The organism is Mycobacterium sp. NGS39, from assembly GCF_059812765.1.
Map to the genome: position 1 here is coordinate 395025 of NZ_JCALDH010000003.1, position 24933 is coordinate 419957.

Annotated in this window: 31 protein-coding genes; 17 read left to right on the forward strand and 14 right to left on the reverse strand. The window is 67.3% G+C overall.

The features are described 5' to 3' along the window. Positions 1–3: 3 nt before the first annotated feature. A complete protein-coding gene (locus AC5Y39_RS06630; protein WP_500016443.1) occupies positions 4–1335 on the reverse strand; it encodes a DUF349 domain-containing protein in 1332 nt (443 codons plus the stop codon). Positions 1336–1489: 154 nt separating this feature from the next. Between AC5Y39_RS06630 and AC5Y39_RS06635 the strand changes: the two genes are divergently transcribed. From AC5Y39_RS06635 to hflX, 5 genes are read left to right on the forward strand one after another with little or no spacing between them, the layout of a single operon-like run. After that, positions 1490–2383: a DMT family transporter gene (locus tag AC5Y39_RS06635; protein WP_500016444.1), complete on the forward strand. Its 894-nt coding sequence runs from the start codon at positions 1490–1492 to the stop codon at positions 2381–2383. Between the two features lie 4 nt (positions 2384–2387). Beyond that, a complete protein-coding gene (locus tag AC5Y39_RS06640; RefSeq protein ID WP_500016445.1) occupies positions 2388–3071 on the forward strand; it encodes a class III extradiol ring-cleavage dioxygenase family protein in 684 nt (227 codons plus the stop codon). Beyond that, positions 3068–3976 (forward strand): tRNA (adenosine(37)-N6)-dimethylallyltransferase MiaA, encoded by a 909-nt coding sequence (gene miaA, locus AC5Y39_RS06645; RefSeq protein WP_500016446.1) that lies wholly within the window; start codon positions 3068–3070, stop codon positions 3974–3976. The genes AC5Y39_RS06640 and miaA overlap by 4 nt, the downstream gene beginning before the upstream one ends. A 57-nt stretch (positions 3977–4033) precedes the next feature. Further along, on the forward strand, positions 4034–4906 hold the full coding sequence (gene dapF / locus AC5Y39_RS06650; RefSeq protein ID WP_500016447.1) for a diaminopimelate epimerase: 873 nt from the start codon (positions 4034–4036) through the stop codon (positions 4904–4906). 46 nt (positions 4907–4952) lie between these two features. Further along, positions 4953–6368, forward strand: a complete 1416-nt coding sequence (gene hflX / locus AC5Y39_RS06655) for a GTPase HflX (RefSeq protein WP_500016448.1) — start codon at positions 4953–4955, stop codon at positions 6366–6368. A 9-nt stretch (positions 6369–6377) separates the two neighbouring features. Here hflX and AC5Y39_RS06660 read toward each other — a convergent pair whose 3' ends face one another. Further along, the gene (locus AC5Y39_RS06660; protein WP_500016449.1) at positions 6378–6881 is read right to left on the reverse strand and encodes a hypothetical protein; all 504 of its coding nucleotides are present in this window, start codon (positions 6879–6881) and stop codon (positions 6378–6380) included. Positions 6882–6972: 91 nt separating this feature from the next. On the opposite strand from AC5Y39_RS06660, the gene AC5Y39_RS06665 reads away from it, so the two are divergent. After that, the gene (locus tag AC5Y39_RS06665; protein ID WP_500016450.1) at positions 6973–8133 is read left to right on the forward strand and encodes an acyl-CoA dehydrogenase family protein; all 1161 of its coding nucleotides are present in this window, start codon (positions 6973–6975) and stop codon (positions 8131–8133) included. Between the two features lie 65 nt (positions 8134–8198). On the opposite strand, the gene AC5Y39_RS06670 is transcribed toward AC5Y39_RS06665, so the two are convergent. Both AC5Y39_RS06670 and lexA read right to left on the reverse strand, forming a co-directional pair. Then, positions 8199–8459 carry a hypothetical protein gene (locus AC5Y39_RS06670; RefSeq protein WP_500016451.1) on the reverse strand — a complete coding sequence of 87 codons (261 nt, stop codon included), beginning with the start codon at positions 8457–8459 and terminating at the stop codon, positions 8199–8201. A gap of 34 nt (positions 8460–8493) precedes the next feature. Next, positions 8494–9144 (reverse strand): transcriptional repressor LexA, encoded by a 651-nt coding sequence (lexA, locus tag AC5Y39_RS06675; protein WP_499910468.1) that lies wholly within the window; start codon positions 9142–9144, stop codon positions 8494–8496. Between the two features lie 193 nt (positions 9145–9337). On the opposite strand from lexA, the gene AC5Y39_RS06680 reads away from it, so the two are divergent. Both AC5Y39_RS06680 and nrdR read left to right on the forward strand, forming a co-directional pair. Continuing rightward, on the forward strand, positions 9338–9784 hold the full coding sequence (locus tag AC5Y39_RS06680; protein ID WP_500016452.1) for a LysM peptidoglycan-binding domain-containing protein: 447 nt from the start codon (positions 9338–9340) through the stop codon (positions 9782–9784). A gap of 92 nt (positions 9785–9876) precedes the next feature. Next, the gene (nrdR, locus tag AC5Y39_RS06685; RefSeq protein WP_499910473.1) at positions 9877–10341 is read left to right on the forward strand and encodes a transcriptional regulator NrdR; all 465 of its coding nucleotides are present in this window, start codon (positions 9877–9879) and stop codon (positions 10339–10341) included. 4 nt (positions 10342–10345) lie between these two features. Here nrdR and AC5Y39_RS06690 read toward each other — a convergent pair whose 3' ends face one another. From AC5Y39_RS06690 to AC5Y39_RS06700, 3 genes are read right to left on the reverse strand one after another with little or no spacing between them, the layout of a single operon-like run. Continuing rightward, positions 10346–11032 (reverse strand): PhzF family phenazine biosynthesis protein, encoded by a 687-nt coding sequence (locus AC5Y39_RS06690; protein ID WP_500016453.1) that lies wholly within the window; start codon positions 11030–11032, stop codon positions 10346–10348. A 31-nt stretch (positions 11033–11063) separates the two neighbouring features. Next, entirely contained in the window at positions 11064–12116 is a 1053-nt protein-coding gene (locus AC5Y39_RS06695) for an alpha/beta fold hydrolase (protein WP_500016454.1), read from the reverse strand. A gap of 38 nt (positions 12117–12154) precedes the next feature. Beyond that, on the reverse strand, positions 12155–13129 hold the full coding sequence (locus AC5Y39_RS06700) for a proteasome assembly chaperone family protein (RefSeq protein WP_500016455.1): 975 nt from the start codon (positions 13127–13129) through the stop codon (positions 12155–12157). A 137-nt stretch (positions 13130–13266) separates the two neighbouring features. On the opposite strand from AC5Y39_RS06700, the gene AC5Y39_RS06705 reads away from it, so the two are divergent. Next, complete coding sequence (locus tag AC5Y39_RS06705) at positions 13267–14049, forward strand: trypsin-like serine peptidase (protein ID WP_500016456.1); 783 nt, start codon at positions 13267–13269, stop codon at positions 14047–14049. Here the strand turns inward: AC5Y39_RS06705 and sthA are convergent, their stop codons facing one another. Next, on the reverse strand, positions 14050–15453 hold the full coding sequence (sthA, locus tag AC5Y39_RS06710) for a Si-specific NAD(P)(+) transhydrogenase (RefSeq protein WP_500016493.1): 1404 nt from the start codon (positions 15451–15453) through the stop codon (positions 14050–14052). Between the two features lie 185 nt (positions 15454–15638). Here sthA and AC5Y39_RS06715 point away from each other — a divergent pair, with 185 nt between their 5' ends. Beyond that, entirely contained in the window at positions 15639–16685 is a 1047-nt protein-coding gene (locus tag AC5Y39_RS06715; protein WP_500016457.1) for a DUF4192 domain-containing protein, read from the forward strand. Here AC5Y39_RS06715 and AC5Y39_RS06720 read toward each other — a convergent pair. The 3 genes from AC5Y39_RS06720 to AC5Y39_RS06730 form a co-directional block, all read right to left on the reverse strand. Then, complete coding sequence (locus AC5Y39_RS06720; RefSeq protein WP_499910490.1) at positions 16682–17374, reverse strand: iron-dependent transcriptional repressor DtxR; 693 nt, start codon at positions 17372–17374, stop codon at positions 16682–16684. The genes AC5Y39_RS06715 and AC5Y39_RS06720 overlap by 4 nt on opposite strands. Before the next feature lie 161 nt (positions 17375–17535). After that, positions 17536–18495 (reverse strand): sigma-70 family RNA polymerase sigma factor SigB, encoded by a 960-nt coding sequence (sigB, locus tag AC5Y39_RS06725; protein WP_500016458.1) that lies wholly within the window; start codon positions 18493–18495, stop codon positions 17536–17538. 147 nt (positions 18496–18642) lie between these two features. Continuing rightward, entirely contained in the window at positions 18643–19047 is a 405-nt protein-coding gene (locus tag AC5Y39_RS06730; protein ID WP_500016459.1) for a DUF3099 domain-containing protein, read from the reverse strand. Between the two features lie 77 nt (positions 19048–19124). On the opposite strand from AC5Y39_RS06730, the gene AC5Y39_RS06735 reads away from it, so the two are divergent. Next, a complete protein-coding gene (locus AC5Y39_RS06735) occupies positions 19125–19364 on the forward strand; it encodes a DUF3039 domain-containing protein (RefSeq protein WP_500016460.1) in 240 nt (79 codons plus the stop codon). Here the strand turns inward: AC5Y39_RS06735 and AC5Y39_RS06740 are convergent. Together AC5Y39_RS06740 and AC5Y39_RS06745 are read right to left on the reverse strand one after the other, a co-directional pair. Then, positions 19351–20331, reverse strand: a complete 981-nt coding sequence (locus AC5Y39_RS06740) for a YihY/virulence factor BrkB family protein (RefSeq protein ID WP_500016461.1) — start codon at positions 20329–20331, stop codon at positions 19351–19353. The genes AC5Y39_RS06735 and AC5Y39_RS06740 overlap by 14 nt on opposite strands. Before the next feature lie 51 nt (positions 20332–20382). Beyond that, on the reverse strand, positions 20383–20574 hold the full coding sequence (locus tag AC5Y39_RS06745) for a DUF7455 domain-containing protein (protein ID WP_499910502.1): 192 nt from the start codon (positions 20572–20574) through the stop codon (positions 20383–20385). 150 nt (positions 20575–20724) lie between these two features. Here AC5Y39_RS06745 and AC5Y39_RS06750 point away from each other — a divergent pair, with 150 nt between their 5' ends. Then, entirely contained in the window at positions 20725–21078 is a 354-nt protein-coding gene (locus tag AC5Y39_RS06750; protein WP_500016462.1) for a DUF952 domain-containing protein, read from the forward strand. On the opposite strand, the gene AC5Y39_RS06755 is transcribed toward AC5Y39_RS06750, so the two are convergent. Continuing rightward, positions 21063–21425, reverse strand: coding sequence for a RidA family protein (locus tag AC5Y39_RS06755; RefSeq protein ID WP_500016463.1), 363 nt, complete (start codon positions 21423–21425; stop codon positions 21063–21065). The two genes, AC5Y39_RS06750 and AC5Y39_RS06755, sit on opposite strands and share 16 nt — an antisense overlap. A 41-nt stretch (positions 21426–21466) precedes the next feature. Between AC5Y39_RS06755 and AC5Y39_RS06760 the strand changes: the two genes are divergently transcribed. From AC5Y39_RS06760 to AC5Y39_RS06780, 5 genes are all read left to right on the forward strand, one after another. Beyond that, positions 21467–22246, forward strand: a complete 780-nt coding sequence (locus tag AC5Y39_RS06760) for a hypothetical protein (RefSeq protein ID WP_500016464.1) — start codon at positions 21467–21469, stop codon at positions 22244–22246. Positions 22247–22380: 134 nt separating this feature from the next. Continuing rightward, positions 22381–22827: a DUF4189 domain-containing protein gene (locus tag AC5Y39_RS06765; RefSeq protein WP_500016465.1), complete on the forward strand. Its 447-nt coding sequence runs from the start codon at positions 22381–22383 to the stop codon at positions 22825–22827. 83 nt (positions 22828–22910) lie between these two features. Continuing rightward, positions 22911–23585: a cutinase family protein gene (locus AC5Y39_RS06770; RefSeq protein WP_500016466.1), complete on the forward strand. Its 675-nt coding sequence runs from the start codon at positions 22911–22913 to the stop codon at positions 23583–23585. A gap of 250 nt (positions 23586–23835) precedes the next feature. After that, entirely contained in the window at positions 23836–24189 is a 354-nt protein-coding gene (locus tag AC5Y39_RS06775; protein ID WP_500016467.1) for a hypothetical protein, read from the forward strand. A gap of 391 nt (positions 24190–24580) precedes the next feature. Next, positions 24581–24766 (forward strand): hypothetical protein, encoded by a 186-nt coding sequence (locus AC5Y39_RS06780; RefSeq protein WP_500016468.1) that lies wholly within the window; start codon positions 24581–24583, stop codon positions 24764–24766. The last annotated feature ends 167 nt before the right edge of the window (positions 24767–24933 follow it).

Here is a 24933-nt window from a genome sequence, read left to right on the forward strand (position 1 = left end):
CGCCTAGCGGCTGCGTCTGCCCAGCGCCCCCTCGGCGGTCTCGGCCCACTCACGCCACTGCCGCGCGTTCGCGCGTGCCTCCTCGGCCTCGGCGGTGCGGCCGGCCGCCTCCGCCTTCTGCGCTTGCTGTTCGAATTGCTCTGCGCGAGCACGGAATTGCTCTGCGCGAGCCTGCGCCTGCGGATCGATGGAGTCCGGCGCCGAGGCCTCGCGAACCCGCTTCTCCACCGCCCGCAGTCGGCGTTCGAGTTCGGCCGCACGGTCGCGGGGCACCTTGCCGATCGCGTCCCATTTCTCGGCGATCGAGCGCAACTCGGCCCGGGCGGCAGCGAGATCGGTGGTGTCGAGTTTCTCGGCCCGCGCCAGCAGCTGCTCCTTGGCTGCGGCATTCGCCCGCAACTCGGCGTCACGTTCGGCGGTCACGGCATTGCGGGCGGTGAAGAACTTGTCCTGCGCCGCTTTGAACCGCTTCCACAGCGCGTCGTCGACCTCTTTGGCCGCCCGGCCCGCAGCCTTCCACTCGGCGAGCAGCTGGCGGAACGCCGCAGCCGTCGCATTCCAGTCGGTGGAATCGGCCAGTTCCTCGGCGCGCTCGCACAGCCGCTCCTTGGCTTGCCGCGCACTGGCGCGTTCCCGGTCGAGCTCGGCGAAATGCGAGCCGCGCCTGCGGTTGAACGTCTCCCGCGCCGCCGAATAGCGCTTCCACAGCGCGTCGTCGGTCTTGCGGTCGACGCCGGTGATCGTCCGCCACTCCTCGAGGATGGCCCGGAGCCGATCGCCGGCCGCCTTCCACTGCACCGAATTCGCCGCCAGCTCTTCGGCCTCCGCGACCAGCGCCTCTTTGCGGGCGATCTGCTCGGCGCGGTGCTCGTCGCGCCGAGCCTTCTCGGCCTGCGCGGCTTCGTCGGCGCGCTCGCGGATCGTCCTCAGCCGCGCGGCGAGCGCGTCGACGTCACCCAACACCGCCGCCGTCGCCAGCCCTTCTTCGAGGCTGGCCGCCGACGACCGGATCTTGCGGGCGTCGCTGGTGCCTGAGGCCAGCCGCCGCTCCAGTAGTTCGATCTCCATCTTGAGGTCGTCGTAGCGGCGCCCGAAATGCGCGTAGGCCGCTTCGGGATCACCGGCCTGCCAAGCCCCGATCACCCGCTCGCCCGCGGAGGTGATCAGCCAGACGGTGCCGTCGGGATCCACCCGCCCGAACCGATGCGGATCGCTGCCAGCCGACGCACCCGGCCGAGCGGCCGGGCGGACCGGCCCCGGTCGCGGAACCGGCCTCGGCACAGCGGGAGGCCGGGAGTCCTGCGCCTCCGGGTGGGTGGCATCGCTTTCCGTCATCTCGTACACCTCTCGCGGGTCGCAGCCCGCACACCTGCCGCGCAGCGCGGCGCCTGGTAGCTATCGTCGAAACCGCGAACGCCTCGACCTCCGCTATTCAAGCAGGTCGATGTGGTGTGCGCCCCCACGTTCCGCGACCTGCAAAGGAGCGCTGATGGCCAAGGCCGACATCGCCGCCCTGCTCGCGCTGGGCGCGGCCCTGTTCATCGCGATCGGCGACGTCATCCACCAGCGCTCGGCGCACCAGGTCACCGACGAGCCGGTCGGCCACATCGAGCTGTTCGCCCGACTGCTGCGCGACCGGCAGTGGTGGGCCGGCAGTCTGGTGGCCGCCGCCGGCTTCGGATTCCAGGCTGCCGCACTGGGTTTCGGCTCGGTGCTGCTGGTGCAGGCGCTGATTGTCAGCTCGCTGCTGTTCGCTCTGCCGATGAGCGCCAAACTCGCCAGTCACCGGGTCACCCGCTGGGAATGGCTCTGGGCGGTGGTCCTCGCAGGCAGCGTCGCAGTGATCGTCACCGTCGGCAATCCGCAGGCCGGCCAGTCGCGGGCATCGCTGGAAACCTGGTCGGTGGTCGCGGCGGTCCTCGGCCCTGCGCTGCTGCTGTGTGTGATCGGCGCACGGATCTGGTCCGGCTCGGTGGCCGCGGTGCTGCTGGCGCTGGTGTCCGGATCGCTGTGGGGTGTGTTCGCCGTGCTGACCAAGGGCGTGGTCGACCAACTCGACGACGGCATCCTGCCGCTGCTGCGCAGTCCCGAGCTCTACGCATGGGTGGTGGTCGCCCTCGCCGGCACAGCGTGGCAGCAGTCGGCGTTCCGGGCGGGGACCATGACCGCTTCGCTGCCCGCGATGACCGTGGCAGAGCCGGTCGTGGGCTCCGCGCTCGGGATCGTCGTGCTCGGCGAAACGCTCGACACCAACGACATCGGGTGGTTCGCTCTGGCGGTGGCCGTGGTGGCGATGGTCGCTGCGATCGTCGCGCTCGCCCGCGGCGAAGCGCTGGCCTCCGAGTCGGCCGACCACGCCGCCGTCGCGCAGCGCATACCGTGAAGCCGTGCTGAGCGCCGTCGCGATCGTTCCGTCGGCACCTGTGCTGGTGCCGCAGCTTGCCGGTGCGGCGGCCGCCGAGCTCGTCGACCTGCGCCGCGCGGTGTTCGCCGCGGCCGGCGCGCTGCCACCGCGCTGGCTGGCCGTCGGCGTGGGTCCGGCCGATCAGGTGATCGGACCTCATGAAGCCGGCACCTTCGCCGGGTACGGCGTCGACGTGCGTGTCGGGCTGTCGCCCAGTGCCATCGACGTCGGCCAGTTGCCGTTGGTCGCGTTGATGACGGCCTGGGCGCGCGGCGAGTCGAGCCCCGACGCGCACGCCGAGGTGCGGGTGTTCAACGCCGGCCACACCGCCGACGAGGCCCTTCGTCGCGGGCGGGAACTGCGCGACGTCGTCGACCGGTGCGCCGACCCGGTGGGCGTGCTCGTCGTCGCCGACGGCGCCAACACCCTGACCGAACGGGCCCCAGGCGGCTACGACCCCGCCTCTGTCGAGGTGCAAACGGCGCTCGACGACGCGCTCGCCGCGGGCGACGTGGCGGCACTGGCCCAGGTGCCGCCGTCGATTCCCGGCCGGGTGGCCTGGCAGGTGCTTGCCGGTTTGGCCGGCGACCGCCCGCGATCGGCCCAGGAGCTGTACCGGGGCGCGCCCTTCGGAGTCGGCTACTTCGTGGGTGTGTGGGTGCCGTGAGCCGGCCGATCGCGATCATCGGGCCGACCGGCACCGGCAAGTCGCAGCTGGCGCTCGACGTCGCAGAGGCCGTGGGCGGCGAGATCGTCAATGCCGACGCGATGCAGCTCTACCGCGGCATGGACATCGGCACCGCGAAGCTGGCACCTCAGCAGCGCCGCGGCATCCCACACCACCAGCTCGACGTCCTCGACGTCACCCAAACCGCGACCGTCGCCAACTACCAGCGCGGCGCAGCCGCCGACGTCGAGGCCATCCTGGCCCGCGGCGCGGTGCCCGTGATCGTCGGCGGATCGATGCTCTACGTGCAGTCGCTGCTGGACGACTGGTCCTTCCCCGCCACCGACCCTGCGGTCCGCGCTCGCTGGGAGCAGCGGCTCGCGCAGATTGGCGTCGAGCAGCTGCATCGCGAACTGGCGCAGGTCGACCCGGCCGCCGCGGCGTCGATCCTGCCGTCGGACGGGCGGCGGATCGTGCGGGCGCTGGAAGTGGTGGAACTGACCGGGCGGCCGTTCGCGGCGTCGGCGCCGACCATCGGAACTCCGCGCTGGAACACCGTGATCATCGGGTTGGATTGCGACACAGCCGAACTCGACGAGCGTCTAGCCAAGCGCACCGAGCAGATGTTCGCCGACGGCCTGGTCGACGAGGTCGTCACGCTACTGGGCAAAAGGCTGCGGGACGGCGTGACGGCGTTACGGGCACTCGGCTATGCGCAGGTGATCGCCGAGCTCGACCGCGGGTGCGACGGCAGCGCCGCGGGTGAGCCGACGTTCATCGCCACCCGCCGCTACGCGCGCCGCCAGCGCTCGTGGTTCCGCCGCGACCACCGCATCCAGTGGCTCGACGGCGCCGATCCGGGCAAAGCAGATGCCGTGCTGCGGGCATGGCGGCACGTATCCTGAGCAGGTGATCCGCGCCTACGACGATGACGCCGGCGCAGCCGGGATAACGGGGCGCACATGATCTTCGCCAAGGGCCACGGCACCCAGAACGACTTCGTGCTGCTGCCCGACATCGAGGCGAAGCTGCCACTGACCCCGTATTTGGTGGCCGCCTTGTGCGACCGCCGCCGCGGGCTCGGCGCCGACGGGGTGCTGCGGGTGACCACCGCCGGCGCCGCGGCGGCTTGCGGAGCGCTTCCGCGGGTGCCCGAAGGCGTGCAGCCTACGGACTGGTTCATGGACTACCGCAACGCCGACGGGTCGGTTGCCGAAATGTGCGGCAACGGCGTGCGCGTGTTCGCCCACTACCTGCGCGCCAGCGGCCTGGCGGCGCGCGACGAGTTCGTCGTCGGCTCGCTGGCCGGTCCGCGGCCAGTGCAGGTACACCGCGTCGACCACACCTTCGCCGACGTCACCGTCGAAATGGGCAAAGCCAACCCGCTCGGCACCGGCGAGGCGGTCGTCGGCGGCCGTCGCCTTCGCGGGCTGGCCGTCGACGTCGGCAATCCGCATCTGGCGTGCGTCGATGCGGAGCTGACCGACGATGAGCTACGCGCCCTAGACGTTGCGGCGCCGGTGGCGTTCGACCGCAAACAGTTTCCAGACGGCGTGAACGTCGAGGTGCTGACGGCGCCCGTCGGCGGTGCGGTGTCGATGCGGGTGCACGAACGGGGCGTCGGTGAGACCCGTTCGTGCGGAACGGGAACCGTCGCCGCCGCGGTGGCGGCCCTGGCGCACGACGGCGCGTCCACGGGCTCACTGACGGTTCGTGTCCCGGGCGGCGAGGTGCTCGTCACCGTGACCGCGGCGACCAGCTATCTGCGCGGTCCGTCGGTACTGGTCGCCGGCGGGGAAATCTCGGAGGAATGGTGGCAGGCACAGCGGTGTTAAATCAGGTGCGCGCCGCAGATCCGGCGGGCACCATGTCTTATTGCTTATGACTGATCCAGAATTTCCTGTAGACGACACACCGAGCATCGGCGAACTGGCTCTCGAAGACCGCTCCGCCCTGCGCCGCGTGTCCGGGCTGTCGACCGAACTTGCCGACGTCTCCGAGGTCGAGTACCGCCAGCTGCGGCTCGAACGCGTGGTGCTGGTCGGCGTGTGGACCGAAGGCAGTGCGGCCGACGCCCAGGCCAGCCTGGCCGAGTTGGCGGCGCTGGCGGAAACGGCGGGCTCGCAGGTGCTCGAGGGAGTGATCCAGCGCCGCGACAAACCCGACGCGTCGACCTACATCGGCTCCGGTAAGGCCAACGAGCTGCGCGAGATCGTGCTCGCCACTGGCGCCGACACCGTGATTTGCGATGGCGAGCTGAGTCCGGCGCAGCTGACGGCGCTGGAGAAAGCCGTGAAGGTGAAGGTGATCGACCGCACCGCGCTGATCCTCGACATCTTCGCGCAGCACGCCACCAGCCGGGAGGGCAAGGCGCAGGTGTCGCTGGCGCAGATGGAATACATGCTGCCGCGTCTGCGCGGCTGGGGCGAGTCGATGTCACGGCAGGCCGGCGGCCGCGCAGGCGGCAGTACCGGCGGTGTGGGTCTGCGTGGCCCCGGTGAGACGAAGATCGAAACAGACCGTCGCCGGATCCGTGAGCGAATGGCCAAGCTGCGCCGCGAGATCAAAGGCATGAAGCAGGCTCGCGACACCCAGCGCGGCCGGCGGTTGCGCAGCGACGTGCCGTCGATCGCGATCGTCGGATACACCAACGCGGGCAAGTCGAGTGTCCTCAACGCACTCACCGGCGCCGGCGTGCTGGTTCAGGACGCCTTGTTCGCCACCCTCGAACCGACTACGCGCCGAGGCGAATTCGACGACGGGCGGCCGTTCGTCATGACAGACACCGTCGGGTTCGTCAGGCATCTGCCCACGCAGCTGGTCGAGGCTTTCCGCTCGACCCTGGAAGAGGTTGTCGACGCGGACCTGTTGGTGCATGTGGTCGACGGATCGGACGCCAACCCGCTGGCACAGATCAACGCGGTGCGGGGAGTGATCCGGGAGGTCGTCGCCGATCACGACGGCCATGCCGCACCAGAACTGTTGGTAGTCAACAAGATTGACGCCGCCGGTGATCTCGTGCTCGCCAAGTTGCGGCGCGCGCTGCCCGGCGCGGTGTTCGTCTCCGCTCGAACCGGCGAGGGGCTGGACCACCTGCGGGCCCGGATGGCCGAGCTCGCCGTACCCACTGACACCGCGATCGACGTCGTGATTCCTTATCACCGCGGTGATCTGGTGGCCCGCGTCCATGCCGACGGTCGCGTGCAGGAGTCCGAACACAACGCCGACGGCACCCGGATCAAAGCGCGGGTTCCGGTGGCCTTGGCGGCGAGCCTGCGCGAATTCGCGTCGACCTAGCGTCGGCGCCTATGCGATTTCGTACACGTCGGCTGCGTCTGCGGCCATGATGCGTTGCGCCAGTTCGGCTTTCAACACGTCCAGCCGCGCCTCCTCGGCCTCGGTGCGGGCGTCGTTCTGGGCGAGGTTGATGAATTCTTCGGTGACGAACCCGTCGCGCAGCACCAGCGTCGCCGAACGGTCGCCGATGCCGACTTCGAAGACGAAACTCTCGCGCAGCCGTCCGAGGTCGCGACGTGACAATGCGGGATCCACGACGTAGCGGCCGTCGCTGACTGCCCGCGTCACCGCCTCGATCCCGTCGCGTGCCCCGGGGCCGCGGAACGCGGTTCGCACCACCACCTCGCGGCGCTGCGGCGGCGCGTCGGGTGAGAGCACCTCGAACGCACGCTGCAGAACTTTGAATGCGTTCGCCACGCCGCCGGGAGAGCCTGCGCCGTGGTAGCGCATCAGGTCGTCGAACGTGAACTCGATTATCCGCCCACGCTCTCGGACACGGATGACCTCGGCCACGGTTTCACTGTAGGACGCGTGGCCGGCGACCAAACCAACCATCCGGTTGGTATATCTTTGGGCGCAGGTTCCCGATACCGGAGGTCACGCCGTGGGCAATGTCGTCAGATACCAGCGCACCCTTTTCGAGCCCGAGCACGAGCTGTTCCGCGAGTCCTATCGCTCCTTCTTGGAGCGCCACGTCGCGCCGTACCACGAGCAGTGGGAGAAGGACAAGATCGTCGACCGCGGCGTCTGGCTGGAGGCCGGCAAGCAGGGCTTTCTGGGAATGGCGGTGCCCGAGGAATACGGCGGCGGCGGCAACGCAGACTTCCGGTACAACACGATCATCACCGAAGAGACCACCAAGGGCCGCTACAGCGGAATCGGCTTCGGGCTGCACAACGACGTGGTGGCCCCGTATCTGCTGAGGCTGGCCAACGAAGAGCAGAAGCAACGCTGGCTGCCGAAGTTCTGTACCGGCGAGCTGATCACCGCGATCGCGATGACCGAGCCGGGCACCGGCAGCGACCTGCAGGGCATCAAGACCCGCGCGGTCAAAGAAGGTGACCACTACATCCTCAACGGGGCGAAGACCTTCATCACCAACGGCATCAACTCCGACCTGGTGATCGTCGTCGCGCAGACCGATCCGGAGAAGGGCGCGCAGGGCTTCTCGCTGCTGGTCGTCGAGCGCGGAATGGAAGGCTTCGAGCGCGGCCGTCATCTGGACAAGATCGGGTTGGACGCCCAGGACACCGCCGAGCTGTCGTTCACCGACGTCAAGGTGCCCGCCGAGAACCTGCTCGGTGAGGAAGGCAAGGGCTTCATCTACCTGATGCAGAACCTGCCACAGGAGCGCATCTCGATCGCGATCATGGCGGCCGCAGCGATGGAGGCCGTGCTGGAGTCGACGCTGCAGTACACCAAGGAGCGCAAGGCTTTCGGCAAGCCGATCGGCAGTTTCCAGAACAGCCGCTTTCTGCTCGCCGAGCTGGCCACCGAAGCAACCGTGGTGCGGATCATGGTCGACGAGTTCATCCGGCTGCACCTCGACGAGAAGCTGACCGCCGAGCAGGCCGCGATGGCCAAGTGGTACTCCACCGAAAAGCAGGTCCATCTGATCGACCGGTGCCTGCAGCTGCACGGCGGCTACGGCTACATGCGCGAATACCCGATTGCGCGCGCGTATCTGGATGCCCGGGTGCAAACGATCTACGGCGGTACGACCGAGATCATGAAGGAAATCATCGGACGCTCGCTGGGCGTCTGAGCCGGCGAAACGTCAACTGGCGCAGTCTGTTCGGTGAGCCGCGCGGGCTGTGTCCTTGGTGCGGATCAGGGAACCGGGTACGGCCACACGCAGATGTAGATGTTGCCGTTGCAGCGGGTGAGCACTTCCTGACTCGGGGCTCCGACGAACGCGCCGCCGGGTCCCAGCTGCGGTATGCAGCCGTAGCCGTTGGGATTGGGCACCATGCCGCGCGGACACATCGCGACATGGCTTTCGGCGCCGGGGGAGGCGACCGCGGGGACGACGAGCGCTGCTGCTGCCATCGCCGCTGCTGAAATCACTCGCACCGCCCGGAACGCACGCATGAATCCACCTTGCACCCGAGGCGCGGTGTGCGGGTCAGATTTTGCGGATCACCGTCACCACGCGGCCGAGAATCGCGGCATCGTTGCCGGGAATCGGATCGAACGCGGGGTTGTGCGGCATCAGCCAAACCTGGTTGCCGGTGCGCTTGAACGTCTTCACAGTGGCTTCCCCGTCGATCATCGCCGCGACGATGTCGCCGTTGTCGGCGGTGTTCTGCTGTCGCACCACCACCCAGTCGCCGTCGCAGATCGCGGCGTCGACCATCGACTCGCCCACGACCTTGAGCAGGAACAACGACCCCTCGCCCACCAATTCGCGGGGCAGCGGGAACACGTCTTCGACCGCCTCCTCGGCGAGGATGGGCCCGCCTGCGGCAATGCGTCCGAGCACGGGCACGAACGTCGGTTCCGGCAGCGCGTCAGAACCGGCGACATCAGTGGTGACCGCCGTCGCCGCGTCGTCGGCCCCGCGTACATCGACGGCGCGGGGACGATTCGGGTCGCGGCGCAGATAGCCCTTGCGTTCCAGCGTGCGCAGCTGATGTGCCACCGACGACGTGGAGGTGAGGCCGACGGCGTCGCCGATCTCCCGGATGCTCGGCGGATATCCCCTGGTGGTGACCGATGCGCGGATCACCTCCAAGATGGTCCGCTGACGTTGGGTGAGACCGCTGCTGTCGCTCATGACTGCAAATCTAGCTGTCGTCACAGACATCTTCAAACATGTGTTCGAGGCGTGTCGCATTCGTGATCGGGAGCGAGCGAGCCTGTCGGACTGTGATGTCTCAGGACGCGAGCCTGTCGGACCCCTCTGGTACACATCGATCAAATGTTCGGACTTCGAACGCATGATCGACTATATTCGAACAAAGGAGCGAATGGTGACGACAGAAGGGGCGCTCATGACCGTGATCGACACGTGGGACGTACCGGCGCCGACCCTTCGGGCTCGCCGTCCCGTACCGAACCGGCCAGGCGGTGCCGCGGTCAAATATCGGGCGACAGGCGTGGCGGTGTCGTGTGCACCGCACCGGCCGCGACGCGTCAGCACCACCGTGACCGTCATGCTGGCGGCGGTCGCAGCCCTGATCACGGTGTGGCTCATCGCGATCGCCCAAGCCCGCAGCGCCGACACGACGGGCACCTCCGCGCCGCAGCAGTTGGCGGTCGTGCAGGTGCAGCCCGGCGAGAATCTGCAGCGGCTTGCGGCCAGAGTGGCGCCGGACGCGCCGGTGGCCGGGGTGATCGAGCGGATCCGGGAGCTCAATCACCTCGACTCTGCAGCGCTGGATGCCGGGCAGACGCTGATCGCCCCGCTCGGGTGATGTCCGCGGCGACGTTGGGCCGCGTCCGCCGCCCGCGGGTAGTCTCGGAGGCGTTCGACTCGACCGAATGTCTGCGCGGCGAAGGAGCAGTCATGCACTGTCCGTTCTGCCGCCATCCCGATTCCCGGGTGGTCGACTCGCGGGAAACCGATGAGGGCCAAGCGATCCGACGCAGACGCTCATGCCCGGAATGCGGGCGCAGGTTCACCACCGTCGAGACGGCCGTGCTGGCGGTGGTCAAGCGCAGTGGGGTCACCGAACCGTTCAGCCGCGAGAAGGTGATCCGCGGCGTGCGACGGGCATGTCAGGGCCGCCAGGTCGACGACGACGCGCTCAACCTGCTCGCGCAACAAGTGGAAGACACCGTGCGGGCCACCGGCTCCCCCGAGGTGCCCAGCCACGAGGTCGGCCTGGCCATTCTGGGTCCGCTGCGCGACTTGGACGAGGTGGCCTATTTACGGTTCGCGTCGGTGTACCGGTCGTTCACCTCCGCCGACGACTTCGAGCGGGAGATCGAGGCCCTGCGCGCCCACCGCAAGGTCAGCGCGTCGAAGTAACCCTTCAGTCGACGCGCACGGTGCCATCGTCGACGACGCGGCCGCCCACCGTCACCCACCCCTCAGGGCTCCACCGGGTGTAGATGACGGAACCTTTGCCCTGGGTGATCGTGAGATCCCGGCTGAGAATGTCGGTGATGCGCACGGCCGCCGCGCCGGTCGCCTCGTCTTCGGCGACGCCGAGGTCAGCCGCGAACATCCGCGAGCGCAGGTGTCCGCGCGACTTGTCGAGCCAGGCCCAGATGTAGTGCGGGTCGTCTTCGGGGTAGTCGTCGGGATCCGCGTTGACGACGTCGTCGGGCGAGGGCAGTTCGTGGAAGGCAAACTCCGGCGCCCAGTCGGCGCGTGCGCGTACCGTCGTCAACTCGTCCTCGTAGCCGACAGCGACCACACCCGCCGGCACCTGCAACGTGCGGATCGGAAGCCCGCGTTGTTTGAGCCACCACGCCAACCCCACCGTCGGGTGCCCGGCGAACGGCAACTCTGTCGCAGGAGTGAAGATGCGAGCGTGGGCGGTGGTTGCACCCCGATCAGGCACGTCGACGAAAATCGTTTCGCTGTAACCCAATTGGGTCGCGAGCCCTTGCCGGTCACGCGGTGCGACGGTGCTCGCGTCGACGATGCCGAGCGGATTGCCGAAGTTTCCTTCCGCGTCGGTGAACACGCGCACCACGGACACGTCGGTACCCATGTGCCCGACTCTACTCAGCGCGAGCGCCGGATCAGGTTGCGCTGCGCTCGTCGGAACTCATCGCGTCGAGCACCGCGACGCGGGTGTCGATCGGACCGGAGATCGTCTGGTCGCTGATGCCGGCGCGCAGCAGCGACCGCAGCCGATCCTGGTCGTATACCGCGGGTTCCGTGGAATCGATGAACTGCTCGACGACCTCGACGAAGCGGTCCGGGTCGTCGTGGAACGGAAAATGGCCGGAGTTCTCGAAAACCTCCAGCCGCGAACCCGGCATCGCGGCGTGCGCCATCTGCGCATGAGCCACCGGGATCACCGAATCGTGCTCTCCCCAAATCAATTGCACCGGAACGGATTGCGTCAAATAACATCGGTCGAGCATGGTCACCACCTGGCCGCGCCAGTCCACCACTGCGCGCAGCGTCCGCGAAAACGCCGACGACGCCGTGGGCTCCGGCAACTCCGCGAGCACTCGAAGCACGTCGGGCAGATCATGGCCGAACCGTGTGGGGGCCAGTCCCGGCGCCGCGCTGGCAGCGGCATTGAGCATCGCGCCCAACATGCGCCCGACGATCTGCAACGCAGGCAACGCTCCCGGAAGCCGCAACAGCGCCAGCGCCTCGGTGCCCATCGGCAGCGACGCGAGGCGCAGCGCGAAATGGACGTCCTTGGTCACCCCGCCCGTCCCGACGAGCACGATCCGTTCCACCAATTGCGGGTACTGGTAAGCGAATTGCATCGTGACGCCGCCACCGAGCGAGTGTCCGATCACGGTCACGCGGTCGATGTCGAGGACGGCGAGCAGGTCGCGCATGCCGTTGGCGTACGCGGCAACCGAGTAGTCGGCCCGCGGTTTGTCCGACTTGCCGTGACCGAGCAAGTCCGGGGCGATCACGGTGAACCGTTGCGCAAGTTTTGTCTGCACGGCCTCCCAGGTCGACGAGTTGTCGCCGATGCCGTGGATCAGCAGGATCGCGGGCCCGTCACCAGCGACGCGAAACGCGCGGCGGTAGCCGTGAATCGTGCGGAACTTTAGCGTCGTCCGCACGTCGCGTACCGGCCGCAGATTCGTCGTCCGCGCAGTCATAGGGCCACCTCCGCTTCGGGCCGGCGGCCCGGGTCAGCTCACTTCTTGTCGTCGCCGTCTCGGAAACCGTCCGAGAAGTCACCTGTCTGCTGCGCCAGGAAGCGTTCGAACTCCCCGGCCAGTTCTTCGCCGCTGGGCAGCTCTTCGTCGCGCGCCAGCAGCGAGCGGTTCTCCTGGGCCGCGACGAACGCGTCGTACTGGCGCTCCAGCGCGGACACCACCTGCGCAACTTCGGGGCTGGAGTTCACCTGCTCGTCGACCTTCGCGCGGATCTCCGCTGCCGCCTCGGTGAGCGCCGCCAAGGGGATCTGCAGCGAAGCGACTTTGCTGACTTCGGCCAGCAGCGCCTCGGCCGCGGCGGGGTAGTCGGTCTGCGCCAAGTAGTGGGGGACGTGCACGGTGAACCCGACGACGTCGTGGCCGTGCTGGGCCATCCGGAACTCCAGCAGATTCGACGCGCTGCCGGGCACCTGCACCTCGCCGACCCACGGCTGATGGTGGGCGATCAGCTCCTTGTTGTTGGAGTGCGCCGTCATGGTCACCGGCCTGGTGTGCGGCACCGCCATCGGGATGGTGCCCAGACCGATCGTCTGCCGCACGCCCAGCCGCTCGGCCAGCAGCCGCACCGCGGTGACGAACCGCTCCCATTTCAGGTCGGGTTCCATGCCGGCCAGCAGCAGAAACGGCGTCCCGACCGTGTCGTGCAGCGCGTAAAGGCTCAGCTCCGGATCGTCGTAAGCGGTGAAGTGGTCGGTCTTGAACGTCATCAGCGGTCGGCGCGACCGGTAGTCCAGCAGCTCGTCGATCGCGAACGATGCCACCAGCTCGGTGTCCAGCGCTTCCCGCAGGTAGCGCGACGACAGCCGGATCGCGTGGCCTGCGTCCGAGAAACCCTCCAATGCGTGAATCAACACCGGACCGCGGCCGTCGGGCGACGACAATTGCGGGGCCGGAAACTCCAGCTCGTACATTCCGCTCTGATCCGGCCGGTATTCATCGCGGTGCTCAGCCATTCTTTTCGCCTCCTTCCGCGGGCCCGGTGACGTCTAGTGTCGCTGCCGATCGGCCCAGCCGCCACCGCAGGCCGCAATATTGCGATCGCGGGTACCCCTGTTTGCTCAACGCGACACTGGCATCGTTGCGTTCCAGGATGATCGACGTGATGCGCGTGCGCCTGGCCCCCCTGCTGCTGGTGGCCGTCTGTCTGCTGAGCTGCGCGCCGCGACATCAGCCCGCCGCTGCGGTTGCGCCGCCGCCACCGACGTCGGCCACCGCCGGGCCCGTCGCTCCCGATCCGTTGGTCGGGGCGGTGTTCCTTGGGGCCTCAGACATGCACACCTGTACCGGATCGGTGCTGCATTCGGCCACCGGCGACTTGATCCTCACCGCTGCACACTGCGTGGCCTCGGGCTATCCGACGACATTCGCGCCCGGATTCGACGGCCGGGCCGGTTCCGCCGGCACCTGGACCGTCGGAGCGATCTACCTCGACCCGCGATGGCTGGCCAGCCGGGATCCCGTCGCCGACTTCGCCGTGGCACGGGTCAGCCGGGACGACGGCCGCTCCCTCGAATCGGTGGTCGGCGCAGGGCTGAGCCTGGGTGCAGCGCCGCCGCCCGCGACCGTCGTCACCGTGACCGCGTACCCGATGGGCACCGGCGGTGCTCCCATCGGCTGCCGCGCCGCAATTGCGACGGCGCCCGGCGGGTTCCCGTCGCTGACATGTGCGGGCCTGATGGCCGGTACCAGCGGCGCGCCGTGGCGCATCGACGGCGCGGTGGTCGGACTGGTGGGCGGCCCGCACGGCGGCGGTTGCGACGACAACGTCTCGTACTCTTCACCATTCGACGGCCGGGTGGCAGATCTGCTGCATCGGGCAGAAGCCGGCGGAACCGGTGACACCGCACCCGCGGTCTTCGAGGACGACTGCTAGCTACGAGCGGAACTGGTTGAGCGCACGCATCTTGTTCATCACGTCCAGCGCGGCGACCTTGTACGCCTCCGAGAACGTCGGATAGTTGAACACTGCGTCGACGAGGTACTCGATGGTGCCGCCACAGCCCATCACCGCCTGACCGATGTGCACGAGCTCGGTGGCGCTGGTACCGAAGATGTGCACGCCGAGCAGCTTCAGGTCGTCGGTGGACACCAGTATCTTGAGCATGCCGTAGGAGTCGCCGGCGATCTGGCCGCGTGCGAGTTCGCGGTAGCGCGACACCCCGACCTCGTACGGAATCGAGTCCTTGGTCAGCTCCACCTCGGTGGCACCGACGTAGGAGATCTCCGGGATCGAGTAGATGCCGATCGGCTGCAGGTCCGTCATGCCGGCGGTGGGTTCGCCGAATGCGTGGTAGGCCGCCAGCCGGCCCTGCTCCATCGAGGTTGCGGCGAGCGCGGGGAATCCGATGACGTCGCCGACGGCGAAGATGTGGTCGACCTTGGTCTGGAACCTGTCGTCGACGAAGATGCGACCGCGGCTGTCCGCCTCGAGCCCGGCGTTGGCCAGGTCGAGATGGTCGGTTTGGCCCTGGCGCCCGGCGGAGTACATCACGGTCTCGGCGGGGATCTGTTTGCCGCTGGCCAAGGTCGTGACAGTGCCGGCCGAGCCGACGTCGACCGCTGTCACCTCCTCGCCGAACCGGAACGTGACCGCCAGATCGCGCAGGTGGAATCGCAGGGCCTCGACCACCTCCGGATCGCAAAAGTCCAGCATCGTGTCGCGCTTCTCGACGACGGTCACCTTGGTGCCAAGCGCGGCGAACATCGACGCGTACTCGATGCCGATCACGCCTGCGCCCACCACGACCATTGACGACGGCAGCGCCTTGAGGTCCAGGATGCCGTCGGAATCCAGCACCCGGCATTCGTCGAACTCGACACCGGCCGGACGCGCCGGCTTGGTGCCCGTGGCGATCACGATGTAGCGACCCGTGATCGTGATGCGGTCGCCGCGGTTCGGGTTCTCGATGAGGACGGTGTGCTCGTCGACGAACCGGCCGTGCCCGATGTAGACCTCGATGTTGTTGCGCATCAGCTGCGAGCGGACCACATCCTGCTCTTTGTTGACGACGTGCGTGGTGCGAGCCAGCAGGTCAGCCGGCGTGATCTTGTCCTTGACCCGGTAGCTCGCCCCGTACAGTTCGCGCTGGCTCATGCCGGTGAGGTAGAGCACGGCCTCGCGCAGTGTCTTGGACGGAATGGTTCCGGTGTTCACGCAGACGCCGCCCAGCATCCGGCCCCGCTCGACGATGGCAACGGATTTGCCGAGCTTCGCCGCGGCGATTGCGGCCTTCTGCCCCCCGGGGCCGGAACCGATGACGACGAGGTCGTACTCCATTGCCATGTGTAGACATCTACGCCGTTTGGCGTGATCTTGCACCCGGACCGAACCAATAGCTGTGCCCCGGCGCCCCGCCTCCGCGGCTGGGGCGACTCATCCACAGTCTCGCGTTCGTCCACAGCGCGGCGCCATCGGTTCGTCAGCGCCCCGTTGTCGACGGTGCCGCCCGCAAGGGTCAGGGCATGACCACTTCACAGCCTGACTTCATCCTCAACAGGCCCGGCGCACTGATCGCGGCGCTGCCCGCGGTGCTTGGCTTCGTTCCCGAGAAATCATTGGTGCTCGTCACTGTCGACCGCGGCGAGATGGGGGCGGTGATGCGGGTGGATCTTTCGCCACAACTGGCCGACACCGTCGAACACGTCGCCGAGGTGGCCGCGGCGGCCAGGCCGGACGCGGCGATCGCGGTGATCGTCGACGCTGACGGGGCGTTGTGCCCTGCCTGCGCTGACGACTTCGGAGACCTCGCGTCGACGTTGTCGGAAGTGCTTGCGCTGCAACACATTACCTTGCTGGCCACTCACGTGGTGGATCGTGTTGCCGCGGGCGGTCGGTGGCATTGCGCCGACATGTGCGGAGCGGGCGGCACCGTCGACGATCCGGCGTCCTCGCCATTGGCCATGGCCGCCGTGCTGGACGGTCGGCGGCTCTATGCGCGCCGCGAAGACCTGCAGAAGGTGGTCGAGGTGACCGATGACGCGCGAGTCGAGCGGTTGGCACGGCGGATTCGGCGGCGGCTCAAGTCACGGGCGGAGAGCGGTGAATACTCCCCACGAGGTGACGTCAACTTTGCGGTCGCACTGGCGGCGAAGATGGCCGACGGCACGGAGCCCTCGGATGCGCAGGTCGCCGAAATGGCCTGCGCCCTGGCCGATGTAGACGTGCGAGACACGCTGTTCGCGTTGGCCGTCGGCGACAAGGCGGCTGAGGCCGAGGAGCTGTGGGCGATGTTGTCACGTGTGCTCCCGGCGCCGTGGCGCGTGGAAGCCCTTGTGTTGCTGGCCTTTTCGGCCTATGCCCGCGGCGACGGTCCGCTCGCCGGCGTGGCGCTGGATGCGGCGCTGCGCTGCGACGACGAGCACCGGATGGCCTCGATGCTCGACACTGCGCTTCAATCGGGATTGCGCCCGGACGCGATTCGCGAACTGGCGGTCAGCGGTTACCGCGTGGCGGATCGGCTCGGGGTCGGCCTGCCGCCCCGGCGAAGATTCGGTCGACGGGCGAGCTAGACCTTCTCGACCTTCACCGCGTGCGCCATGTGATGGGGCAGTTCGACGTCCTCGTGCCCGGGGATCACGATCGTGACGCTGCCGGACGGATTGGTCTGCACAGTCACCCGGGCGTTGGGCACCACGCCGGCGTCCTTGAGCCGGGTGATCAACTCGACGTCGCCCTGCACGTGTTCGGTGAGCTGCCGGACCACCACGGCCACCGGAGCACCGGCGGGAAGCTCGGTCAACCGCACAAGGCTGCCGCGTTCGGGCTGCGAGGTCGGGTCGACGCCCAGCTCGGCAAGGCCGGGGATGGGGTTGCCGAACGGAGAGATGGTCGGGTTGTCGAGCACCTGCACCAGGCGCCGCTCGACCTCCTCGCTCATCACGTGCTCCCAGCGGCAGGCCTCGGCGTGTACGTCTTCCCACGGCAGCCCGATGATGTCGACCAGCAGGCGTTCGGCCAGGCGGTGCTTGCGCATCACGGCGACGGCCAGTGTGCGCCCCTTGGGGGTCAGTTCCAGGTGACGGTCGCCGGCGACGTGCAGCAGCCCGTCGCGCTCCATCCTCGACACGGTCTGGCTGACGGTCGGACCGCTCTGCTCGAGCCGTTCGGCGATGCGGGCACGCAGCGGCACCACGCCCTCTTCCTCGAGGTCGTAGATGGTCCGCAGATACATCTCGGTCGTGTCGACAAGATCGTTCATTCACCCACCCTCCGTCGGCTGCAGTCTACCGGTCTAGCTGGCAAAAAAGGTGGCCTCGCGCCGTCGGAGCACCGCCGCGCCGCGGCGGCGACCGCGCGCATCACCGTCCCGTCACGCCAGTGTGCCCACCGGAGGTTCCGGCGGGCACACTGTGAGGGGAGTCAGCTTGCGTAGGAGCGAAGCCGGTCGGCGCGTTCGCCGTGGCGCAGCTTCGCCATGACCTCGCGCTCGATCTGGCGCACCCGCTCCCGGGAAAGCCCGAACAGCTTGCCGATCTGGTCGAGCGTGCGGGGCTGGCCGTCGTCGAGGCCGAACCGCAGGCGAATCACCTGCTGCTCGCGCTCGTCGAGTGTGGCCAGCACGTGCCGGATGTCGGTGTGCAGCAACTCCGAGATGACGGCGTTCTCAGCCGACATCGCCTCGGCGTCTTCGATAAAGTCGCCGAGAGGGGCTTCCTCGTCACTGCCGACCGGCATGTCAAGGCTTACCGGATCGCGGCTGTGCTCCAGCAGGTCGGTGATCTTCTCGACGGGAATTCCGGACTCGGCAGCCAGTTCCTCGTCGGTTGCTTCACGGCCGAGGTTCTGATGCAACTCGCGCTTGATCCGCGCCAGCTTGTTCACCTGCTCGACGAGGTGCACCGGCAGTCGGATCGTCCGGCTCTGGTCGGCCATGCCGCGCGTGATCGCCTGACGGATCCACCACGTGGCGTACGTCGAGAACTTGAAGCCCTTGGTGTAGTCGAACTTCTCCATCGCGCGGATGAGGCCGAGGTTGCCTTCCTGGATCAGGTCCAGCAGCGGCATGCCCCGCCCGGTGTAGCGCTTGGCCAGCGACACCACGAGCCGCAGATTGGCTTCGAGCAGATGGCGCCGCGCTGCCTCGCCGTCGCGCACGACCATCTGCAGCTCGCGCTTGCGGTTCTCGCCGAGGCGCTTGCGCGTGTCGAGCAGGTGCTGGGCGTACAGGCCGGCCTCGATCCGCTTGGCCAGCTCGACCTCGTCGGCCGCGTTGAGCAGCGCCGTCTTGCCGATGCCGTTCAGATACACCCGCACGAGGTCGGCAGCTGGACTCTGGGCGTCCAGATCGTTGTCAACCCGGCTGGTGGTGGCATTTGCCATTGCGGCCTCCTGATCGCCTCGAACTGTCATGGAGTGCAACGCTCGAAGCGCGGTCGAAGTTCCCGTGCAATCAGTCGGGTAGCCCCTCTGAACTGCGGTTATGCAGCGGCGGCCTGAGAATAGGCTGAGAAATAAAGCCAGAGTGCCCTAATCCGGCTCGTGCTCTGTCGGGTTCGGCCGGTCGAATCGCGGCGCGGCAGCATGCCCGAGGTCCAGTTCTTGGCGATGCGCTGTCGGGAACAGCGGCGTGCGGTGGGCCTGCTTGTCGAACCGCCGAGGTTCCTCCGCGCGGCGCGGCGGGCGGTCGTTGGCAATCAGCACCGCCATCCACGGCAGCGGCACCGACGCCGCGACGATCAGCAGCGAGACCAACCCGTTGTGCCAAATGCCGTACGCGATCGCAGCCAGAATCAGCGCGGGGATGCGCCACGTCATCAACGTCAGGTACTTGCGCACCCGCTTGCGGTGTTCTTCTTCGTAGGGGAGTGCGGCGGCGGTGATCAGGACGGGCCGACCGTCGTCGTCGAAACTCAGCTCGTGGCCGTGTTTCATACCTCCACTGTTTCACAACATGGCGCGGCCTGCGGAGCAGGTTTATTACGGTTCGCGGACCGGGCACAATGGCGGGCATGCAGACCGACACGATCGAGCGCACCAAGCCCGACGAACGCGTCGACGACGGGACCGACAACGACACCCCGAAGTACTTCCATTACGTGAAGAAGGACAAGATCGCCGAGAGCGCCGTGACGGGCACGCACGTCGTGGCGCTGTGCGGAGAAGTGTTCCCGGTGACCCGCTCTCCCAAGCCGGGATCGCCCGTGTGCCCGGATTGCAAGCGGATCTACGAAACTCTCAAGAGGGGCTGATCCGCTCGGCCGTTGCCGGCTGCGGTTCGGGTCGCGGTTCGTCGGCGACGATCTCTTCGGCCCGCGCCTTGAGCCACCACCGCAACCGCCGCGCATGGGTGTCCGGTGCCGGCCACTGCTCTTGGATCGCGTTGTTGAGTTCGGCGCCGATCACGACCGCGAACCCGAGGAAGAACGCGAACAGCAGGAACGCGATCGGGGTGGCCAGCGCGCCGTAGGTGTAGCCGGTGCTGGTGATCCACTGCAGATACAGCCGCAGCACGTAGCTGGCCAGTAAGAACACCAGCGTGGCCAGCACCGCCCCGAGCACGAGGCGATGGGTGGGCAGCGGGTTGGGCAACGAGACCCGGTAGAGCACCGTCACGATGAGCACCAGGCCCAGTCCCAGCACCGGGTAGTAGCAGTACTGCAACACCGTGTTCCAGCTGTCGGGAATCCACTGCGCGATCTTCTGCGGACCCAGGGCGATCACCGGCATCACCCCGATCGCGACGACCAGCATCACCACGTAGATGCCCAGCGCGAAGAACCGCTGCCGCACCGGATGGCGCAGCGGTGTCTGGCCGTGCGCCTCGACGACCGAATCGACGAACGCCGAGATCGCCGACGATCCCGCCCACAGCGAGATCACGAAGCCCAGTGACACCACTTCGCCGCGAGCGCCCTGCACGATGTCGGTGATCGTCGGCGCGATGATCTCGTTGACCACGCTGGGGGAGAAAAAACTGTTCGCGGCGCTGACGAGTCGGTGCTCGATCGTGGGCAGTGTGTCCGGACCGAAGAACGGCGCGATGTAGGCGAGGCTGCCCAGAAGCCCCAGCAACAGCGGGGGAAGCGACAGCACTTGCCAGAACGCAGCCTGCGCCGACTCGGAAAAAATCGAGTCGTCCCAGGCCTTGCCCAGCGTCCGGATGACGACGCGGCGAACCTGGTGTTTGGACACTCGTTCCGGCGCTTGGTCAGTCATGACCCGTCCAGCATTGCCGAACGACGGTGCGCCTGCCCAGCACCCCGGCGGTTACGCCTCGACGGCGCTCACTTCGAGCACTGCCGCCAGCTCGACCAGCTTGGCCTCGTGCTTGTTGGCGTGGTGTTGGCAGAAGAGCAGTTCGCCGCCGGAGGGCAACTTGGCCCGAACGCGAGCCGCAGCACCGCACCGATCGCAGCGGTCAGCCCTGGTGAGTTCCGGACTGGTGAGCGTTGCGGTCATTGGTGTTCCCTTCTCGCGTTGTGGCTGTGGGCCCCTCTCGCGTCTCTAACTGTGACAGACACTTTCCCGTTCGGCTTTGTTCCGAAGCCCGCTGCGGGTGTGTCGTGTCTCACGTTTCACATCGCCCGTAGTAGGCGCATGGTTACCCAGATGTCTGTCCTGTTACATCTCTGTTCAGCAACAGATTGGGCGGACGCGCGACGAGACGGCGAGTACCGCCCGCCGTCGCTGCGGGAGACCGGGTTCGTGCATCTGTCCACACCCGAACAAGTGCACCTTCCGGCCAACCGGCTCTACGCCGGGCGAACCGACCTCGTCCTCCTGCACATCGACCCCTCACGGCTTGAAGGGCCGGTGCGCTGGGAGCCCGGCCTAGCAACGGATCCCGCCTCGATGATGTTCCCGCACCTGTACGGTCCGCTGCCCGTGCGGGCGGTTTTCGCGGTGAGCGAATATCGGCCCGGGCCGGACGGCCGGTTTCCGCCGGTTCAGTCGGCGACGTAGGCGTCGGCCTCAATCTCGACCAGCAGGGCCGGGTCGATGAGCGCGGAGACCTCGACCATGGTGGCCGCGGGCCGGATGTCGCCGAACACCTCGGCGTGCGCCGCACCGACGCGACGCCACTGGCTGATGTCGGTGACATAGATGCGAGTGCGGATCACGTCGGCCAGCGAGCCGCCCACTTCACGCAGTGCGGCATCGATCCGGTGCAGCGCGTCGCGGGTCTGAGCGGCGACATCGGCGCCGCTGCCGGTGGTGCCGGAGACCGCGATGTGTGGCCCGACCCGGACCGCGCGCGCATAACCCACTGCCGATTCAAAAGGCGAGCCGGAGGACACGTTGCGCCGCACCCTGCGGAGCGTATCCAAGTGCCTCCCTACACTGACCGTCCGTGGGAATTCTCTTGGGTTTCGCGCCGTGGGTCGTCTACTGGGTGCTGGTCGGCAATGTCCCCTTCAGCGCTGCGGTGCTGGTGGCGCTCGGCATCGCCGTGCTGTCGTTCGTCATTGCACGCGTTAAGGGTGCACCCGCGCGGACGCTCGAAATCGGCGCTGTCGCAACGTTTTTGGTGCTCGGGGTGCTGACGTTCACGGTGAGCCAGTCGTTCCTGGAACGCTGGTTGCAGCCGTTGAGCAACGCCGGCATCTTCCTCGTTGCGCTCATCGGTGTACTGATCGGTAGGCCGTTCGTGCGTGAATTCGCCGAAGTGGGTCAGCCGCCCGAGGTGATCGAAAGTGAGCTCTTCGGCCGCATCACCACGCTGCTGACGTGGATCTGGGTCGCCGCATTCGCCGGGATGACAGTGTCGTCGGCCATTCCGCCGATCATTCAAGGCGATGCGACGATTCTCGACACGACGACCCCGCTGTCGTTCGTCTGTTACTGGGTGATTCCGTTCGCGCTGCTGGGGCTGGCGGCGTTGGCGTCGCGGTTGCTGCCGGAGCGGATGGCGCCCGCGCCCGAGGATGTGGTCCGTCAGACCACGTTCGTGGCGTACTCCGAAGCCACGATCGACGAGCTGTACTACCTGGCGCAGGAGCACGCCAAACGCGAAGTGGGACCGGGCAAGGAGCCCTACGACGTCAAGGTCGGGGGCAAGGGCACTCCGCTGGTGGGCGACGAGTCCCGGCAGTCGTGGCCGTCGACGTACAAGGTGCGCGTACGCAGCTGAGCGCGTGGCGGCTCGGGGAGGCCCGTCGACTTCGTCAGAAAGATCCCCGGAAAAAGTGTCCCCGCCGAAGCGGGTGGTCGCTCCTAGCAGGTGAACGCAGCCCGCCGGGGGTTGCGCCACCCGAAGGAGACACCATGACCACCATTCAAACCAAGTCCCCGAACCGGCGGACGAAGGCGGCCGCGGCCGCGATGCTGTTGGCCGCCGGCGCAGTGGTCGCCGGAGCTGTGAGCACCGCCGCACCGGCCAATGCACAAGACAAGTACGTCGCCATCTCGTTCTCACCGGAGACGGGTGTTTACGGCTGGGGCAACAACTACAACGACCTGGATGGCGCACGGATCCGCTCGCTCGTCGAGTGCCAGAATCATGGCGGCTCACACTGCGTGTTCATCGCATGGGCTCAGAACTGGTGCGCGGCGCTGGCGGTTGGCGACCGCGGCGTGTACGGGCAGTACGACAACTACTACGGCTGGTACGGCCCGACCCTCGCCGACGCCGAGCAGCAGGCGCTGGCCAAGAACGGCGGAGGCCGCATCCTGGTGTCGCGCTGCGCGACCGGCAATCAGGGCGTGGGCTAAAAGCAGCGTCTGCGGTAGGCCCGCCATCCGTTGTGGATGGCGGGCCGGCGTTTGGCAGCGCCAGATGTGGGGATATCGAACGTATGAGATTGCATCCGATGCCGGCGTTGTGCGCCGCGGCGTTGACGACCTGCGCGCTGGTGACTGGATCGCCGCCGGCCGGCGCTGCGCCGTGTCCGGACGTGGAGGTGGTCTTCGCCCGGGCGACGACGGAGCCGCCCGGCATCGGGGGAGTGGGGCAGGCGTTCGTCGATGCTCTACGTTCCCGAGCCGGCGGCAGGTCGGTCGCGGTGTACGCGGTGAACTATCCGGCCAGTGAGGACTTCGCCCCGTCGGCGTCGACCGGTGCTGCGGATGCCAGCGCCCATGTGCAGGCGACGGCGGCGAGCTGTCCCAACACCAAGCTGGTGCTCGGTGGGTACTCGCAAGGCGCGATCGTGATCGATCTGATCACCGCGGTGCCGGTTCCGATCGGGGGTTTCGAGCCGGCGCCGATGCCGCCGGACGTCGCGGATCATGTTGCCGCCGTTGCTGTTTTGGGAAACCCGGCGGACAGGTATGTGGGTGCGCCATTGAACGTGATCAGCCCGCTGTATGGACCGAAGGCCATCGACTTGTGCGCGCCGGGAGATCCGATCTGCTCGCCGGGGAACACGTCGGTACCGAGTCGCGACGAGATGTTTTCCGCCGCGCACCTGTCGTACGTGACGTCTGGGCTGGCGGCGCAGGCGGGGTCGTTTGCGGCTGGTCGGTTGTAGCGGAGCCGGGCAGCCCGAAGGTTCGCGGAAAGAGTTGTCGGAAAACGTTTTCCGCTCGTCACCAGTGCATGAGGCGGCGCGGGCAATGTCGAGAGTTTGCTGTCGTGTAACAGCAATGCTGTTAGCCGACGCAAAGTCGGCCAGACAATTGACTGGACGGTTTGCTGATTGCTGAGACAATGCTGTCGATCGCTTGTGATACTGCTTCGCATCCCCTGACAAAGACGTCTCGGGTGAAGGAGGCGGACAAATGACGACAATTACTCGAGGACTAGCGATCGGGGCCTTGCTTGCCGGTGCGGCGATCGGTTTAGCGAGCCCGGCATGGGCTGATCTGACACCGGGGAATTACACCGCGACCATGCTCGACCCAGGAGCGTCGGGGAAAAAGGTTGGTGGCACAGTCAACTGGCCGGTAACCGAATGCGGACCCGATTGCCTACATATCAACGCGTGGGACCTGCACCGGCAGGGCAATACGTGGACGGGGACCGACGCGAACGGCGCGCAGGTGTCAGTGGACAACAGCTCGTTAATTCTGACCATTCACTACGCGAATCCGCAGCAGCCCGATGTCGTGATCAGCCTGACCAAGAACGGCTGAGCAGCGCGCTCAGTCCAGGTAGTCGCGCAGTAGGAATCGACGGGCGCTATGCGTGGCTCGGGGGATATGCGGGCACGCATAGCGCTGTAGGTCCCAATATCTTTCAGTGAATCCCCCTAGGCTGAGCCGCTTATGAGTCCGCGCGCCGGGCATCTCGAGAGGCGCTAAACATGCTTTGTGACATGAAGCCTGCTCACCAGGAGCAGTGTTCTAGCATATGTCTATGCATGCTCAAAACCGTTATGTACCTTACTATTCCGAGCGAGCCGCTGTAAGCTGTCCATGACAATCACATCCGGCCTGCCTATCCCTGCCAGTGCGGCCGCTGACGAGCGGAAGGAACTCACCGCAATCCCCGGTGACTTCGCGCGCTTCCTCAGCCGGTGGCTGCATGACACCGGCCAGATGTGCGCCCACGTCGACGGGCGCGCAATACCCAGACGGGCTCGTCGAACGACACATCTCGATCTACGACGCCGGAGTTAAGGATCTCGACGCCGACGAGGCGCGGCAGCTCGCAACAGCTGTAATCAAGGCCGCAGACACGCTCGAAGCTGTCGCCGCGTCCAGGCGCTGACGCGTCGGGAGGTCTCAAGAAAACCGTTCTGGGCCTATGACAGACGTTGACCGGGGTTACTGCCCGATCCGCGAAACGGCAGCCCGGGCAAATTGCTTCAGGGTGTCACAAGAGACGTTGAGGGCGTCCACTGTGTAAAGCCGGTTGCCGCCGAGAAGTAAAAGGAG